Origin of the sequence: Bradyrhizobium sp., assembly GCF_035273305.1 — a bacterium.
Lineage (GTDB): Bacteria > Pseudomonadota > Alphaproteobacteria > Rhizobiales > Xanthobacteraceae > Bradyrhizobium.
In genome coordinates this window covers 1-14,467 of sequence record NZ_DATEPI010000043.1, presented here as the reverse complement: position 1 = coordinate 14,467, position 14,467 = coordinate 1, and the positions used below count along the sequence as shown (strand labels likewise).

The 14,467-nt window shown below is 57.6% G+C and carries 16 protein-coding genes; 13 read left to right on the top strand and 3 right to left on the bottom strand.

Annotated elements, in window-relative coordinates:
• Positions 1-103: 103 nt before the first annotated feature.
• The 3 genes from VJV58_RS02925 to VJV58_RS02915 all read left to right on the top strand — a co-directional run bounded on the left by VJV58_RS02925 (position 104) and on the right by VJV58_RS02915 (position 1,913).
• Positions 104-286 (top strand): hypothetical protein, encoded by a 183-nt coding sequence (locus VJV58_RS02925; RefSeq protein ID WP_324135835.1) that lies wholly within the window; start codon positions 104-106, stop codon positions 284-286.
• Positions 287-399: 113 nt separating this feature from the next.
• Entirely contained in the window at positions 400-528 is a 129-nt protein-coding gene (locus VJV58_RS02920; protein WP_324135834.1) for a hypothetical protein, read from the top strand.
• A gap of 302 nt (positions 529-830) precedes the next feature.
• The gene (locus VJV58_RS02915) at positions 831-1,913 is read left to right on the top strand and encodes an AraC family transcriptional regulator (RefSeq protein WP_324135833.1); all 1,083 of its coding nucleotides are present in this window, start codon (positions 831-833) and stop codon (positions 1,911-1,913) included.
• Positions 1,914-2,000: 87 nt separating this feature from the next.
• Here the strand turns inward: VJV58_RS02915 and VJV58_RS02910 are convergent, their stop codons facing one another.
• Positions 2,001-3,236 carry an MFS transporter gene (locus tag VJV58_RS02910; RefSeq protein WP_324135832.1) on the bottom strand — a complete coding sequence of 412 codons (1,236 nt, stop codon included), beginning with the start codon at positions 3,234-3,236 and terminating at the stop codon, positions 2,001-2,003.
• A gap of 404 nt (positions 3,237-3,640) precedes the next feature.
• Between VJV58_RS02910 and VJV58_RS02905 the strand changes: the two genes are divergently transcribed.
• The 7 genes from VJV58_RS02905 to VJV58_RS02875 all read left to right on the top strand — a co-directional run bounded on the left by VJV58_RS02905 (position 3,641) and on the right by VJV58_RS02875 (position 8,826).
• Complete coding sequence (locus tag VJV58_RS02905) at positions 3,641-4,810, top strand: helix-turn-helix transcriptional regulator (RefSeq protein ID WP_324135831.1); 1,170 nt, start codon at positions 3,641-3,643, stop codon at positions 4,808-4,810.
• Positions 4,811-5,019: 209 nt separating this feature from the next.
• Positions 5,020-5,286: a hypothetical protein gene (locus VJV58_RS02900; protein ID WP_324135830.1), complete on the top strand. Its 267-nt coding sequence runs from the start codon at positions 5,020-5,022 to the stop codon at positions 5,284-5,286.
• Positions 5,287-5,373: 87 nt separating this feature from the next.
• Positions 5,374-5,793 (top strand): GFA family protein, encoded by a 420-nt coding sequence (locus VJV58_RS02895; protein ID WP_324135829.1) that lies wholly within the window; start codon positions 5,374-5,376, stop codon positions 5,791-5,793.
• A 322-nt stretch (positions 5,794-6,115) separates the two neighbouring features.
• Positions 6,116-7,225 carry a helix-turn-helix transcriptional regulator gene (locus tag VJV58_RS02890; protein ID WP_324135828.1) on the top strand — a complete coding sequence of 370 codons (1,110 nt, stop codon included), beginning with the start codon at positions 6,116-6,118 and terminating at the stop codon, positions 7,223-7,225.
• 182 nt (positions 7,226-7,407) lie between these two features.
• Positions 7,408-7,605: a hypothetical protein gene (locus VJV58_RS02885; protein ID WP_324135827.1), complete on the top strand. Its 198-nt coding sequence runs from the start codon at positions 7,408-7,410 to the stop codon at positions 7,603-7,605.
• Positions 7,606-7,679: 74 nt separating this feature from the next.
• Complete coding sequence (locus VJV58_RS02880; protein WP_324135826.1) at positions 7,680-8,063, top strand: hypothetical protein; 384 nt, start codon at positions 7,680-7,682, stop codon at positions 8,061-8,063.
• Positions 8,064-8,310: 247 nt separating this feature from the next.
• The gene (locus VJV58_RS02875) at positions 8,311-8,826 is read left to right on the top strand and encodes a hypothetical protein (RefSeq protein WP_324135825.1); all 516 of its coding nucleotides are present in this window, start codon (positions 8,311-8,313) and stop codon (positions 8,824-8,826) included.
• Between the two features lie 877 nt (positions 8,827-9,703).
• Here VJV58_RS02875 and VJV58_RS02870 read toward each other — a convergent pair.
• The gene (locus tag VJV58_RS02870; protein ID WP_324135824.1) at positions 9,704-9,943 is read right to left on the bottom strand and encodes a hypothetical protein; all 240 of its coding nucleotides are present in this window, start codon (positions 9,941-9,943) and stop codon (positions 9,704-9,706) included.
• Between the two features lie 223 nt (positions 9,944-10,166).
• Here VJV58_RS02870 and VJV58_RS02865 point away from each other — a divergent pair, with 223 nt between their 5' ends.
• From VJV58_RS02865 to VJV58_RS02855, 3 genes are all read left to right on the top strand, one after another.
• The gene (locus VJV58_RS02865) at positions 10,167-10,979 is read left to right on the top strand and encodes an RMD1 family protein (RefSeq protein ID WP_324135823.1); all 813 of its coding nucleotides are present in this window, start codon (positions 10,167-10,169) and stop codon (positions 10,977-10,979) included.
• Positions 10,980-11,317: 338 nt separating this feature from the next.
• Complete coding sequence (locus VJV58_RS02860; protein ID WP_324135822.1) at positions 11,318-12,301, top strand: ABC transporter substrate-binding protein; 984 nt, start codon at positions 11,318-11,320, stop codon at positions 12,299-12,301.
• A gap of 154 nt (positions 12,302-12,455) precedes the next feature.
• Positions 12,456-12,920, top strand: coding sequence for an ester cyclase (locus VJV58_RS02855; protein WP_324135821.1), 465 nt, complete (start codon positions 12,456-12,458; stop codon positions 12,918-12,920).
• A gap of 270 nt (positions 12,921-13,190) precedes the next feature.
• On the opposite strand, the gene VJV58_RS02850 is transcribed toward VJV58_RS02855, so the two are convergent.
• The gene (locus VJV58_RS02850; RefSeq protein ID WP_324135820.1) at positions 13,191-14,162 is read right to left on the bottom strand and encodes an ABC transporter substrate-binding protein; all 972 of its coding nucleotides are present in this window, start codon (positions 14,160-14,162) and stop codon (positions 13,191-13,193) included.
• Between the last annotated feature and the right edge of the window lie 305 nt (positions 14,163-14,467).

Here is a 14,467-nt window from a genome sequence, read left to right as displayed (position 1 = left end):
CCTGAAAAGTTTGTTCAAATTCTTCGCTTTCAGTAACCTTCATCGGCAAGGTTAAGACGCGACTTCGATTGCGCGTCTGTTTGGCCGCTGGTTGTGATGGACGATGTCCAGTTCATTTCACAACGCGGACAGGCGCACCCACCGAAAAATACTGTTGGTGGGTTTCCTGCTCTGCGCGGTCTTCGTGGCGATCAGCTTCTTTGCGAGGGAGCAGCGCGACAACGGCTACGTCCTGACCAAAGCTGACAAGCTGATCCGAACCGCGGGCACGCCGCTTCCCAAATAATGAATATCGGACCTGACCTCGGGAACCAGCGGTCAAGGTGGCGGATTATGTGGTTGAACCTTAGGCAGCTGGAGAAGGACCCACCTATTGGAGCGATCCGCAAGGAGGCTGCCATGACCGATTGGCACGATACCATGGTGGACAGGCCGGAAACAGATGAAGCGGCTTATGTCACCGGATGGACAATCTCGGGTCTCGCCGTACTCGGAACCATCGTGGCGGTCTGGCTGCTCGGGATTTAGCAGCGCCGCACTTCAGACGAATATCACCCGCCTCGTCGCAAATCTCGCGCGATCACAAGCTGTGAACCCGCGGGATTTTTGATGTTTCAACGGCGCGGCGACCGTGTGCGGGCGTCCGTACAAAGCGCAATCCGTAGAACTACTGCACCTTGAAATCGACGTCTCCTGAGCGCGCCCGAAACAAATCTGTCCCTAACGATCCGCGACTAGCCGGTGCGCGCTGCAGCTGAGTTCCATGTCGCTGATTTGATCAGCCCCGCTGTCCTCTGTCATCCGGTCGGAGGACGCGGAGTCTGGAATCATTGCGTATCAGAGCAGCGGCACTAGGAAGCGCCTTTGCCATTGGCGATTCGCGTCAGGCGTGGATCGCGTTTTTCATTCAGGGTGATTTGGTGTTGAAAGCTAATAATCTTGTCGCAGTAAGTCTTGCGACCGACGAGTTGCCGGAATCCGATCGCGTTGCTCGGTGGCGAGAACATTTTTGCCAAGTGGCCTATGCCGTCGAGATTGCACCGGAGAGTGGCACGTCATTTCGCGCCTGCGTGTCTTCGATCACCATACCGGGATTGCAGTTGCTGCACGGAAACATGTCGCCCGCGGTCCTCACCAGAACCGCGGTCCATCTTGAAGATGGCATCACCGACCTCGCGTTCTTCATAAATCGGTCCGGCTCCGCCAGCGTGCATGCGCGTGGCCGAGATGTGACGTTGCTGCACGGCGACGCGGTGCTGATGAGCAGCGCGGAAGTCACCACCCTCAAGCGTCTCACGCCCGGAAGCTCTACTTCGCTTCGGCTCTCGCGATCCATTCTCGCGTCGCTGGTGCCGAATCTTGAAGACACGCTCATGACCCGAATTCCGGAACATGATTATGCGATCAGGATGCTCGACGGATATCTGAGCAGGCTGCAGGGCGGTGCCCTTATGGGTACGCCTGAACTCAGGCAAGTGGTCGTGTCACATGTCTATGACCTGGTGGCGATCGCCTTGGGAGCGGTGCGCGACGGCGAAGAGAGCGCAAAGATCCGCGGAACCCGGGCGGCACGTCTCGAAAGAGCGAAAGCTTTCATCGTCGAAAACATCAATCGAATGGACCTTTCAGTAGCTGTGGTTGCGTCCCACCTCGGTGTCGGCGCCAGGTATTTGCAACGGCTGTTCGAAGAGGATTCCAGCACGTTCTGCAAGTTCGTGCTGGAAAAGCGACTCGCGCGGGCCCACCGGATGCTTTCGGAGCCCGTGTTCTCGCCACGCGCCGTGAGTACCATTGCGTATGACGTCGGCTTCGGAGATCTTTCGTACTTCCATCGGAGCTTCCGCAAGCTCTACGGCACCACGCCATTGGGAGTGAGGCATGCGGCCCGCGAAAGCTCGTTGGAGCAGGCGTGATTGCATAAGGCGACTGCTCGATTGCTGTGTCCTGCCGTCGCTTTCTGAATTTGATCAGGCAAGCCGAAAGCGTGGACGCCGGTTAGCTCAGGACTTGGCGGATATCGGCTTTGAGGCCAGCGTCATCAATATGACCGCAATCAAAGCGGACGCAGCGCCGATGCCAATCGACACCGCATACGATCCGAAGCGGTCGAACAAGTCACCGGCAAGCTTGGGACCGACAAACGAGCCCGCTGCACCGCCGGTATAGAGCAGACCCAGGATGCCGCTGGCGTTGCGCGGCCCGAAATAGTCGACGGTTATCGACGGGTACAGCGCGACGAATCCGCCGTAGCAAGCGCCGAAGACCAGCGCAAATAGTGCTAGCTGCCACGCGGCGATCGAAGCGAGCCACCAGAGCTGCGCGAGCGCCAGGCCGACGAACATGGCTATCAATAATTTGCGCCGGCCGAGCCGGTCCGCCAATCCGCCCAGCGCGAACCGCCCGGCGAGACTCCCAACTCCGATGAGACCGAAGATCACAACGGCGGTGCCGTGCGTCAGGCCGTAATCTTCCGCGTAGGGAACGAGGTGCACGAACGGGATTGACGCCCCAATCCAGATCACGACGAGAGCGAGATAGAGCAGCACGAAGGCGCGCGAGGTGACCGCCTCCCGCAGCCCGAAGCCCTCGACAGTCGAAGGGCCGCCGGCCGCATGCGGGCCTATGATGCCGCCATCGGCGGAAGCCCCGCGTCGCTCCGGTGAGTTGTCGGTGAAAAGGGCCGCGATGCCGCCGAATAGAATGATGAACAGCCCAAGCACGATCCAGGCGTTACGCCAACCCAGGCTGGAGATCAGCTCAGTGGCGATCGGAGGGACGACCAACGTGCCGAGCCCTATACCCGATACGGCTATCCCCGACGCGAGACCGCGTCGGCGCACGAACCACCGTTGAACCGCCGCGAGCGATGGCACAAAGGAGAAACCGATACCCAGTCCCATCCCGAGGCCAAAGCCGAGATAGACTTGCCATAGCGCGTCCGCGTGCGCGGCAAAGATCAATCCGGCGCCTCCGATCGCAACGCCAGACAAACAGGTCAGGCGAGAACCGAACCGGTCCGCGATCGGCCCGCTCATTGCTCCGACCACATAGTAGAGGGGGATGGCGATCGAGAAGATCAAGGAGACCTCGCCGCGCGAGGCGCCAAAGGTCTGCTGAAGCGAGGTAAAGAAGACCGAGAAGCTGTAGGCAGCTCCGAAGGTCGCGAACATCACGCCAAATGCGCCGGCAACGACCATCCAGCCCTGTCGAGTCGAGAGCCGGACGGCGCGCGCCATGTCTGCCTCCGACACGATCGCCAATCCGAGCTCCTCCCCGCAAACACGAGCGATCAGGTTTGTCGCCGTGCGAACTGACCCCTGCCATCAAATTGTGCAGGGCGCGTCATCCGTTCGAAGGAGGCAAGGCAATTATTTTGTTGGCAGGCTCGCAGGTAGCCGCTTCCCAAGAGGGCAATCCAGTACGAACGAAGGACCCGCAGTCGAAAAAGTGCGCTCCAGGCCAATTTCTATACGCTCATGTCCAAGAAACAGAGTTTCCGTCTGGCTATAAGTCGGCTACTCGACCAGTGGGCCTCTTTGGCCGACACCAAGGTGTCGAAAGGAGCGAAGTATAGCCGGCCGCGGATAGCATCTTTTGCCTGCAGCGGCTCAATAGCTCCGATCCTTGGAAGGATAATTGCATGAAGGCGATCTTGCCATTCTCGGCAAACCGGGTCACCGGACCCATCGGGGACGAGGAATTCAGCAATCTGGTTGGCGACATTTATGATGCCGCCCTAAACCAGTCGCTATGGGTCTCGGTCCTCGAAAAGTGCGTCTCCTTTGTCGGTGGTTGCGGTGCCGCCCTGTTCTTCAAGAACGCGGCTGCCAATGGCGGCGACACTTATTTCTACACCGGCATCACGCCATATTTTCGGAAACTCTATTTCGACCAATATGTCATGCTCGATCCCGCCACCACGGGACATTTCTTCGCCGATATCGAGCAACCGGTCGCGATTGAAGACTGCATCTCTTACGACGAATTCCTTGAGACGCGATTCTACCGGGAGTGGGCGCGGCCTCAAGGTCTGGTCGATTTCGTCAGCACCGTGCTGGATAAATCCGATACCAACGTCGCCATGTTTGGCGTTTTCAGACACGAGCGCGACGGGCTCGCCGATGAGGGGGCGCGGCGCAGGATGGCGCTGATCGCGCCTCATATCCGTCGATCGGTGATGATCGGCAAACTGATCGAGCTGAAGCATACCGAGGCAACGTCGTTTGAAGTCCTGGACGGCTTAAGTGCCGGAATATTTCTGGTGAACGGTGATGGCTCTATCATCCATGCCAATCTGGCGGGGAACAACATGCTCGGCGACGGCAACCTGTTGCGCCGCAACGGCGGCCGGCTCACTGTCGAGGACGCGCGGGTAGCTCAAACCATGCGCGAGGGTTTTGCCGCCGCGGAGGCCGGAGATGTCGCGCTCGGAAGCAAAGCCATCATGCTGCCAATGACATCAACCACAGGCGACCGCTACGTCGGTCATCTGCTGCCGTTGAATTCGGGAAAACGCCGCCATGCGGGGATCGGATATGGAGCAGCGGCGGCGCTATTCGTGCGCAAGGCGGCGCTTCAGACCCCATCGGCTCCCGAGGTTATTGCCAAAACGTTCAATCTCACTCCGACAGAACTGCGGGTACTTCTGGCCATTGTTGAAGTCGGTGGTGTCCCGGAGGTGGCGGCGGCACTGGGAATAGCCGTGACCACCGTCAAGAGTCATCTCGGACGCTTGTTCGAAAAGACCGGTGTCACGCGGCAGGCTGAACTGGTGAAGCTGGTGGCCGGCTATTCGACCCCGCTGGCCTGATGCACGTCCCCAACGACGCGGCCCGGATGATCGGCGCCTGACGCTATAATTTTCCCGTAAAACTCATCCGTTCGCAGGACGCCATCGGCGTGCTGATCGCTACAACTCCTGGGAGCCGAGCGCGAACAGATTCGTGCGCTCGCATCCGATGTCTATAGCTATTCACCCACATCGCGGGCGATGCTCGCCGACAAGAAGGTCAGGTCGATATGAAGAATATCTTGAAATTTTTTTGCGTCGCTTCGGTCATTGCGATCGGATTCACAGCGATCGGTTCGGGCGTGAGCGAAGCGGCAACAAAAAAGGGCAAAACGGAAGTCAAGGATACAGATGGCGGACGCACGGCATCGTCATATCGCAAGCCGATCAAACTTAGCGGGATCGGCACCCCTCACCGCCGCGGCTCCAGGCTCCACAAGGAATCCGGGGGAATGCAGCCCGAGAGCGGCGGGCTGAAGAGTGCGCCACTGCAATAAGCATCGGCTTCGACGGTGGCGCGCCCAAACGGCGCGTCGCCGACGTTTTTAGCGAGGCCATAACCAGTATTAATGGAAAGGAAAAATATGCATTTCGGGAGTTGTTTTTGCGGCGCGGTTGAGCTGCAGGTGTCAGGAGAGCCGGAAGCGATGGGCTATTGTCATTGCCGCTCGTGCCGATCCTGGTCGGGTGGTCCGGTTAATGCGTTCAGCCTGTGGAAGCCGGAAGCCGTGATGATCACGTCCGGGGTCGAAAACGTGGCGACCTTCAAGAAGACGCCGCTTAGCGAGCGCCGCTATTGCACCAGATGTGGCGGTCACTTGATGACCAATCATCCGCCGCTAGCGCTTGTCGATGTGTTCACCGCAACGATTCCGAGCCTCAACTTCGTCCCCGGCGTGCATGTCAATTATGAGCAGACGGTGTTGCCTATGCGAGACGGGTTGCCGAAGCTGAAGGATTTTCCGGCCGAATTTGGTGGCTCGGGCGAAGCGATTGCCGAATAGGGACCGTGAACATTATTCCGCATTGCACCGCGTTTCCCGCAGCACTCTTACCGAGGAGTCTGGGAGGTCCGATCCGCAGGGAGGGTAAGCTGAGTGGCACAAATTGCTGGCGCTCGGTAGGTTAACCCAGCGTTTACGGCTGAACGAAAGACGCCAGGACTGCCTGCTGACAGGTCAGCAGCGCTACCATTTTGAGTTGATAGTAGGCATTTTCGTGCTCAGTGCACGGGCATCTCCTCCGATCGGAGGATGACAATCCAGAATCGCTCCGATACCGTGCCCGCCGCCTGAGACCAGCAACATTGCATGGCAGATTGGTCCAATGCGCGACAATATTTCAAGCCTGATCGAGGGCATCTATGATGCGGCGCTCGAGCCCTCCCGATGGGCCGATGTGATCATTGCCATCAACGATTTTGTCGGTGGCCGGGCGTGTGGGATCTTTTCCAAACATTCGATCAGCAAATTCGGCGTCACCCATTATTACTGCGGCGCCGATCCCCATTACATTCAGCTTTACTCGGAAACCCACTGCAAATTCGACCCGCTCGCGAACTTGCCGCCCTATGGCAAGGTCGTCAGCATCCCGGATCTCGTCCCATTTGATGAATACCGCCGCGGGCGTTTTTACCAGGAATGGCTCCGCCCCCAGGGATGTGTCGACGCCGCCAACGTGGTCCTCGAAAAAGCCAAGTCGAGCTTCCCGGTTCTGCTCACGGTGCTCGCGGGCAAACAGATGGTCGACGAGGAAATGCGGCGACGCATTTCGCTGATCGTGCCGCATGCGCATCGCGCCTTGCAGATCAACAAGGCGATTGAACTGAAACACTCTGAAACGGCGACCTTTGCCGACGCGCTCGACGGACTCAGCGCCGGCGTCTTCATTGTCGATGCTAAGTGCCGCATCGTTCACGCCAACTCAGCCGGCCGCGAGATGCTGATTGCCGACGATTTTTTGCGTTCGGTCGCCGGCCAACTGATCGCTCGCAATGTCCAAGCCAATAAAGCGTTGCGTGACATATTCACCGGCCATACCGCGCTTGCGATCGCGGCCAGGGATACGTCTTTCCCGCTGACCGGGCACGACGGTGAACGTTTTGTCGCCCACGTGCTGCCGTTGCGGCCGCTCACCCGCCAGCACGCTGCGACCGCGACCAAGGCGGTCGCGGCTTTGTTTGTGACCAGAGTGGGACTGGACAGCCACGCGAGCGGCGAACTCATTGCGCGGACGTTTGAACTGACTCCGACCGAGCTGCGGGTTTTGATGGCGATCATCGATGTGGGCGGAGTTCCACAAACGGCGGAAAACCTCGGCCTCGCCGAGACAACAGTAAAAACCCATTTGCATCGGGTATTTGCGAAAACCGGCGCCTCGCGTCAGGCAGACCTCGTCAAGATCGCAGCCGGCTATTCAACGCCACTGGCGAGTTGATCGTTTGGAACATCTTCGAGCGAAGTGGACGCCGGCGAGGAAAACGCGTCGGAAGGAGAAGCTCGACGCACTTGTCGAAGAAGGCTTGGCCGTGCTGTCGCTAGCGGTCTAGTTCTTTCGAACTAAGTCAGGAACTCAAGACAACCCTTCCGCGTTGTGCAGGGCTGCTTCGGGGGTTCTGCATGCCGAGTTCAAAGTACCATCGCGATCAAGCCAAGCTTCTGGCCGGGTTGGCGCTTTCAACCAACAGCCAAACACAGGCACAGCGTTTCACGCTCGCAGCGATAGAGCATTTGGAGCAGGCGGAAGCCATGGACGGTGCTTCCCTCGTTCAAACGCAGATGCCCTCCACTAACGAGAAAACGCCCGATCGCGGCTGAACTGCCCGGCAAAGCAGCGGTTGGTGGCGCGCAGCCTCTTGCGTCTGCCCGACATCTGATCTCGGATCATTTTGATGCGCGCGATTGCAACGCCGGCTCGACTGCTTATCTTCAGTTTCACGGCAGGTCAGTCGAGATTCGGTGCAATGGTGCAGAATTTACCTCCTCCGAAACCGGCCAAAGGTGGCTCGCTTACCGGCGGCCAATTCGTTCTGCTTGGTGCGTTAGTGGCGATACTGATCGTCACGATTGTCTGGGCGACGGCGGTATGGACGTCCAGCAACACCGTTCCGATGTCCAAACATGGCTGGATCGCTCTCGGGCTCGGCACGTTTTTCTCGCTTGTCATCGGATGCGGCCTGATGGCGCTTATGTTCTTCAGCAGTCGGAGCGGTCATGACGAGGCGGCGACCCCGAAGTTCGTGCAGCGTCGCGAACCGACGCATGACGAAGAATGAGGCTGCGCGCGGTAGCCTTGGATTTTCGACCTCTTCGACGTGATGGCGCCGAGCGCACCGCCGTTTCAGCAAGGCGATGGATCATCAGTGGCGGAGGCTGACGGAAACAAAGCTTTAAAGCCTTGGTGCTCAATATGTCCGCCAAGGCGGATTCAATTTGAATTTTGAGAATGGGACAGTTCACAGCATTCGCTCGATAAGTCAGCGCGGTTTAGCGCTTGCCTGGGCGAGGCTCGCAAGAGACGGCTTGCCGCCATTCGACCGGTTCAAACCCGATCCGCACATTCACGATCCGAAACAACTTGCGGTGTGGAAAGTCGAGGGCAGGGGCGCCGAAACCGATTTTCGTGGCTTGTACCGTGGAAGCTTGATCGACGAGGCCTTCAACGACGGCTGGACCGGAAAAACGCTGACCGAGATTACTCCGCCATTGCTGCAACCGGCGATCATCGGCGCATCCCGTCAGTGCGCCAATACCGGTTGCGCAGTTTACTCGATCCTGCAAACCTATGATGGCGACGGATTTGCAATCAATCTGGAACGTTTGCTCCTGCCGTTCGGTACAGACGGTCGCGTTCAGGTCATTCTCGCATCTCTGCAACTGATCAGCTTGCATGGCACCGTCAGTCGCCGCGACGTCGTTCGGAAGTTCGAAGCGCATTGTGAAACTGCGGTCTCGATTACGATACCGGCTGCCAGCGTCCTGGTTCGGCACAAGCGGATGACGCCTCAGGCCGCGCGCGATGCGAACGCCGGAATCTAAAGACCGTGACGTCAGGCTTCATAATGTCGCAATGGCCGCAGGGTCGGCCGCGCGGCTTGAACCCGACCGCGTCATATGGCCAGCTTCCTTGAAAGCGCTTGTGAACATCGGAGGGTGTGGCAAGCACGCCACGTCGAATCGCAATAGCTACGAGCCGTTTCGACCGCAAAAGAACGGACGACTGGGGGCTGAACCTGACACAGCCATCTGCCTTGAGCCGCTTGGAAATGTTCCAGGCGGCTCTTTTTTGTGGGGTGAAGCCTGCGGCTTTCCGGGCTTCGCGCAGCGCATCCCCGGCTCCGCAGGATGAAAATGTGCTGCGGATTGGGGATCGGCCACCGAGCAGTCAATGTTCTTATTGTGTTCCCAAAGGCGAATTGCAGTTTGTAAATGAATTTGTCGGATGCTTCGCCGTCGGGCACCGGCGTCGAACTGGCGACGGCGTGAGTTCGCTCTGCAGCTGACCGAGCCGTCGTCGCTGGGTCGCTGCCGTTGGGGCCCTTCGAACGATTTCCTGAGTTGCGAGTTGGCAAAGATGCAGAACGACCTTGACGAACTCGACCAGATCCACATCCGCGCGATAACGGCGGAAGTGGGCGAGAGATTACGGCAAATGCTGGGGGAGCCGCCCCGGCCGTCGCGTTCTCTACAAAATCTCATCGACCGACTACGCGAACTGGACTCACCCCCGCTTGCCCCTGAATAGGGACGTTGAGTTTTCCGGAACTCGCTGTGCAGTCTTCGATAGCTGCATTGTTCTCAGCGCAGTACACGTCTCAACTGTTCCGTGCAGATGCGACGTGATCATCACGCAAGAGAGCGCGTAAAAAAATGGCCCCCGATCAGGGGGCCATTTCTGCTTTCTCAGCCATTCGCGCTAGTAGTCGTCCCAGTAATGATGGTGACGACGGATCACGAAACGGTCCCGATCATGGTGGTACCAACCGCGATGCCATCCTCGGTCGTGGGCGTAAAACTCGGCACGAGGCCCACGGTCACCATAGTAATAGTCCCGGTCGGGACCCACGCTGAAACCGAAACTCTGTGCGCTCGCCACTGTCGGCGCCGCAACTGCGATGGTCGCTAAGGCTGCGAGAACGAAGGAAACCTTCTTCATGCGCTTTCTCCTATCGTTGTTGCGCATGGGAAAACGAATGGGCCATGGGGACGTTCCTGGAACTGCTTCGGAACTTTTTTGAATGGCTGTTCAGCTTGTTCCGCGGAACCCTTATGCAAGGTCAAATCTTCGTTGCTTAGGGCGGCCATGCAAAAGCGTTTTCGAGCGAAGTGGTTGTCCGGTTCGCGTGAAGCAACGCGTTAGAAACAACTGAGGCCCGGCGGTGGAGGCGCAAAACAAACCAAGCGGTACTGACGCGGGTCTCATCGTTCGCGCTTTGCTGGTCGCAGACCGTCTAAATTCAGCCGGCCTTGAAAGCCGCGACCTGATCTCGACAACTCCGGTAGCATTTCGCCTTCATCCATCGGGCGTGGTGGTTCTATTTCGTTACGGCGTCGTCGTCATGATTGGGCTTGGCGCTGACGAACAGACGACGTTCTTGAATGAGCTTAAACCTCGCCTCATTGGGGAATTCGCGCGCTATGAGGAAGAGTTTACTCGCGTCGAACTCTGCGATGATGCCGGTGAAACGGTCCAGCCAGGTGGCCCGATTTGCCTGAAAGAATTCTCAAATGATCGGCTTCTCGTCGTGGCCGATGCGTTGGCCAAGAGTACTGTTCTCGCCCATGATGAGCGCAGAGTCTCGGCGGTATTTGATATAATCGAGCCGTTTGCGCAGGAATTGGCGACACATGGACGAACACCAAGGCGTCGAACTGAGATCCTGAAGCTCATAGGAAACGCACTTCTGGTTCAGCAAAGAGTATCCGGCCGTGTAGCCGTTGCTGAAAAACCTGATGTCCTTTGGGAAAAGCCCGAGTTGGAACGGCTGTATGCAAGACTTGAAGATGAGTACGAATTGAAAGAGAGAGTTGATGCACTGGACCGAAAGCTCACTGTAATTGCCGAAACAGCTAACGCGCTAACTGATATTATCGATACAAGACGCGCGTTGCGTTTAGAGTTGGCGGTCGTTCTGCTTATTATCTTTGAAATTGCAATTGCTCTTTATCAGATCATCACTGCCAACCACTGATACGCGATTACGTCAGGGCCACCCCGGATGCCGGGGCGCTAAAGGACCACAACCACATACAACCCGAAGTCGTGTTTCTGGCCCTTTAGACGTTTGACATCAGAGTAGGGGCTAATTTCAGGCACCGGCTTCGCCTTGCCGGATGCGCGAATATGGGAGTAGCGATAAGGCCGGGTTCGATGATGCCGACACGTCATTGAACCCCTTGATTTCCCGTGCAAGGCAATCGGCCATTGCCTCCTGATGGTCTTCTATGAACCAATACGGTGGCTGAAAAGAATGCCGTCGTGGCGGAAGTACTTTGAAGACCAACCAAAGCCAGAAGCGGGGCGGGACCGATGCTAGGTCAATCTCGACGAGTATTCATCACGTTGCTCGGCAGTGCAGCAGCTGCCCGGCCGCTTGGCGCATGGGCGCAGGAACCGGGACGTATCTATAGAATTGGCAGTTTACACCAGGCGCCGCGCAATGCCGCGCATCACGTCGCGTTCTTTGCCGTTCTGGAGCAAAATGGATTCGTTGAAGATCGTAATCTTGTGGTGGACAGACGCGGATATGGGATGTCCGCCGAGCAGTTCGCTGGATTGGCGAAACAACATGTCGATGACCATGTTGATTTGATTTTGTGCGGCGGCGATGCGGCTGGGCGTGCGGCGCAAGCGGCTAGCAGGACCATTCCCGTCGTTGTCCTTGCAGACGATATGGTCCGCGCTGGCTTGGTTTCATCTTTGCAGAAGCCAGGCGGAAACATTACCGGAGTCAGCATTTTTGCTGCCGAACTTAATGGCAAACGGCTGGAACTCCTGATCGAGGCTGTACCTAGCGCGCGCCGAATCGCAATTTTATCTGATCCGGAATCGACGACCGCGGTCCAACTGCAGGCGCTGCAAGACGTCGCGAAGTCGCACGACGTTGAGCTATTGATCCATCAAGCCGGAAAACGTGAGGCGATCGTTTCGGCTCTCGACGCGGCGAAAGCAACCGGCGCGACCGCCCTGAACGTGCTCGCATCAGCGCTCTTCTTTAACAACCGGCAGAGCATTTTTCGGCAGGTCGCAGCGCTACGGCTGCCAGCCATGTATCAGTGGCCGGAAATGGCGGAAGCAGAAGGCCTCCTAGCCTACGGGCCGCGCATCATTCAGATCTATCGGGACATAATTGCTCGACAAGTCGTCGCCGTAATGCGCGGCACTAAACCCGCCGAGCTGCCGGTCGAACAGCCGACGCGGTTCGATCTTGTAGTGAACCTGAAAGCGGCCGGGGCGATCGGTCTCGAATTGCCCGCCGGTTTGGTTCTTCGTGCTGATAGGCTTATTGAATAAGAGAGCAGCGTGTGTCCTATTGGCCCTTAACGGACTTCCCAACCGCGCCGCCGAATGTCCGCTATCGCCGGCAAAGCGGAAGTGGCGTGGGCGCGGGGCAGTGTCGCTTAGTGACCCAAAGCGGACTTCGTCTCCTCATCACGAGGAGCTATAAGTGTTCTTCGACGGTTTCAACGAAAGATCAACTGGGTGGGTAATGAATAACCTCGGCTCGGATAATGTGCAGTTATTTCGGAAGATTATTGATCGTGGCTTTTGCCAAGGCGACTTGAGCGTGGCTGATGAGATTTGCGCGACGAAGCTTTCGGAGCATGAGTACCTTGCGAAAACTGATGTACCCGGTCCGGAAATACTGAAGGACCAAATCCGCGACGCACGTAGCAGCATAAAGGACCTGATCCTTACCGTTGAAGACATTGTCGAAAGCGGCGGGACAGTCTGGGCGCGCAGCAGAGCGAGGGGTAGTGATCCGCGATCGGGAAAACCTGTCTCGATTTACGTTATCGATATCTGTCGCTTTGAAAACGGGAAGCTGGTTGAACATTGGGGTGTACCGGACCGCTTCGCGCTCCTTCATCAGATTGGAGCGCTTCCACCTAAACCGCCGTCGCCTGTCTAATCGTCTGTGCCGCAACAACTCTTACTCGCCTGAGGATGGCAGCTTCGGGCCTTAGCGGACCTGCGGGGCACGCGCACTAATGTCTGTTCTCGGGGCAAAGCGGAAATGATACGAGGCACCCATCCCCGACTATCAAAAATGGTAAACCCCTGTGAAGACTGTGTGTGCGTGAACCTCGCCGGATTCAGGTGGCAGCGTAGAACTCTTGCACCGTTCCTTATTCGGCTTCGACACCGCATTTAGGGTAATGCACAAGCTGACCTTCTTCATTCACTCGATCACCTCATCGGCGCGGATCAACAATGTCGGGGGCACAGTAAGACCGAGCGCTCTTGCGGCGCTCAAATTGATGACGAACTCGAATTTCGACGGCCGCTCAATCGGAACGTTCTCAACCTTGTCCCCTCGGAGGATCCGATCAGCGATCTGAACGGCTCGCGGGAAGTAATCTTCCTGGTTGGGTCCGTAACTCATCAAGAATCCGGCTTTCGCCGCTGCACGAAGAAACGACATAGCTGGCAGCTGGTATCGTTCTGCGGCCGCCGCAAATTTCTCTGCGACGGTGGTGATTCCGGGAAACGTAAGTTGAATGACACCGGTCTGCTTTGGTCCCCTAAGGCCTGACAGACTCGCCGCGAAGTCATCGGCGACGTCGAATTCCATAACGGTCGCTTCGATATTAAGAGTCTTGGCAACGCCAAGTGCCACATCCAGTTGGCTTCGCCCGGTCGAGGGCTGCCATGCGAATGCAACGCGGTCCAATGATGGAACCATCTCGCGCATCAGTTGAACCCACTTGGTCGCAAGGGCAGGCATGTCTAGGAAAAGGCCTGTCACGTTCCCGCCTGGCCGCGCATAGCTACCAATAAGTCCCGTTTGAACGGGATCGGTTTCCATATCGATCGCAACGATTGGGACGGTCGCCGTAGCTTTTGCGGCGGCACGAACAGCATCAGCTCCGACGACGATGAGAACACCGACCCGCCGGTCAATTAGCTCCTCGACCAACTTGGGTAAAAGACCCGGATCATTCTCACCGGATCGAGCAAAGACGGTCTCTCCATCGACGTAGCCAAGGCGCCGCCATTCCCGCTGGAGCAGCGAAAATGTGATGTGTGTTGGACTAATCGTAATCGGATGCAGATATCCAATCTTGCCGTTGACCGGCTCCGCCAGAGGCGCTCGCGGCCAACCTCCAGCGCCCAACGCGGCAATTAGCGTCAAGAAGTCCCGCCGCCTCATTCGATCACCTCATTGGCACCAAGGCTCAGCCGATGCATCTGATCACAGGCAGTGATTATCGGCCAGCGGATTGGCGGCCGGCGTCAAGCGTCCGCTCTCGGAACAAAGCGGGGCTCGGCCGGGAGGCGACTTCCCTACTGAGCCCGTGCGAGTCTCCGTGGGCTGCGCGCACGCCGTGACTAATCACCGCAGTCGAACTGTGATCCAGTTCACCTCGTGCGCTCCAAAAACTCGGTAGATGGGAGTTAGATGATCAAGCAACGAGGTTCGATCATGCCCGGTTTATTCGATTTTCTCTATCATGA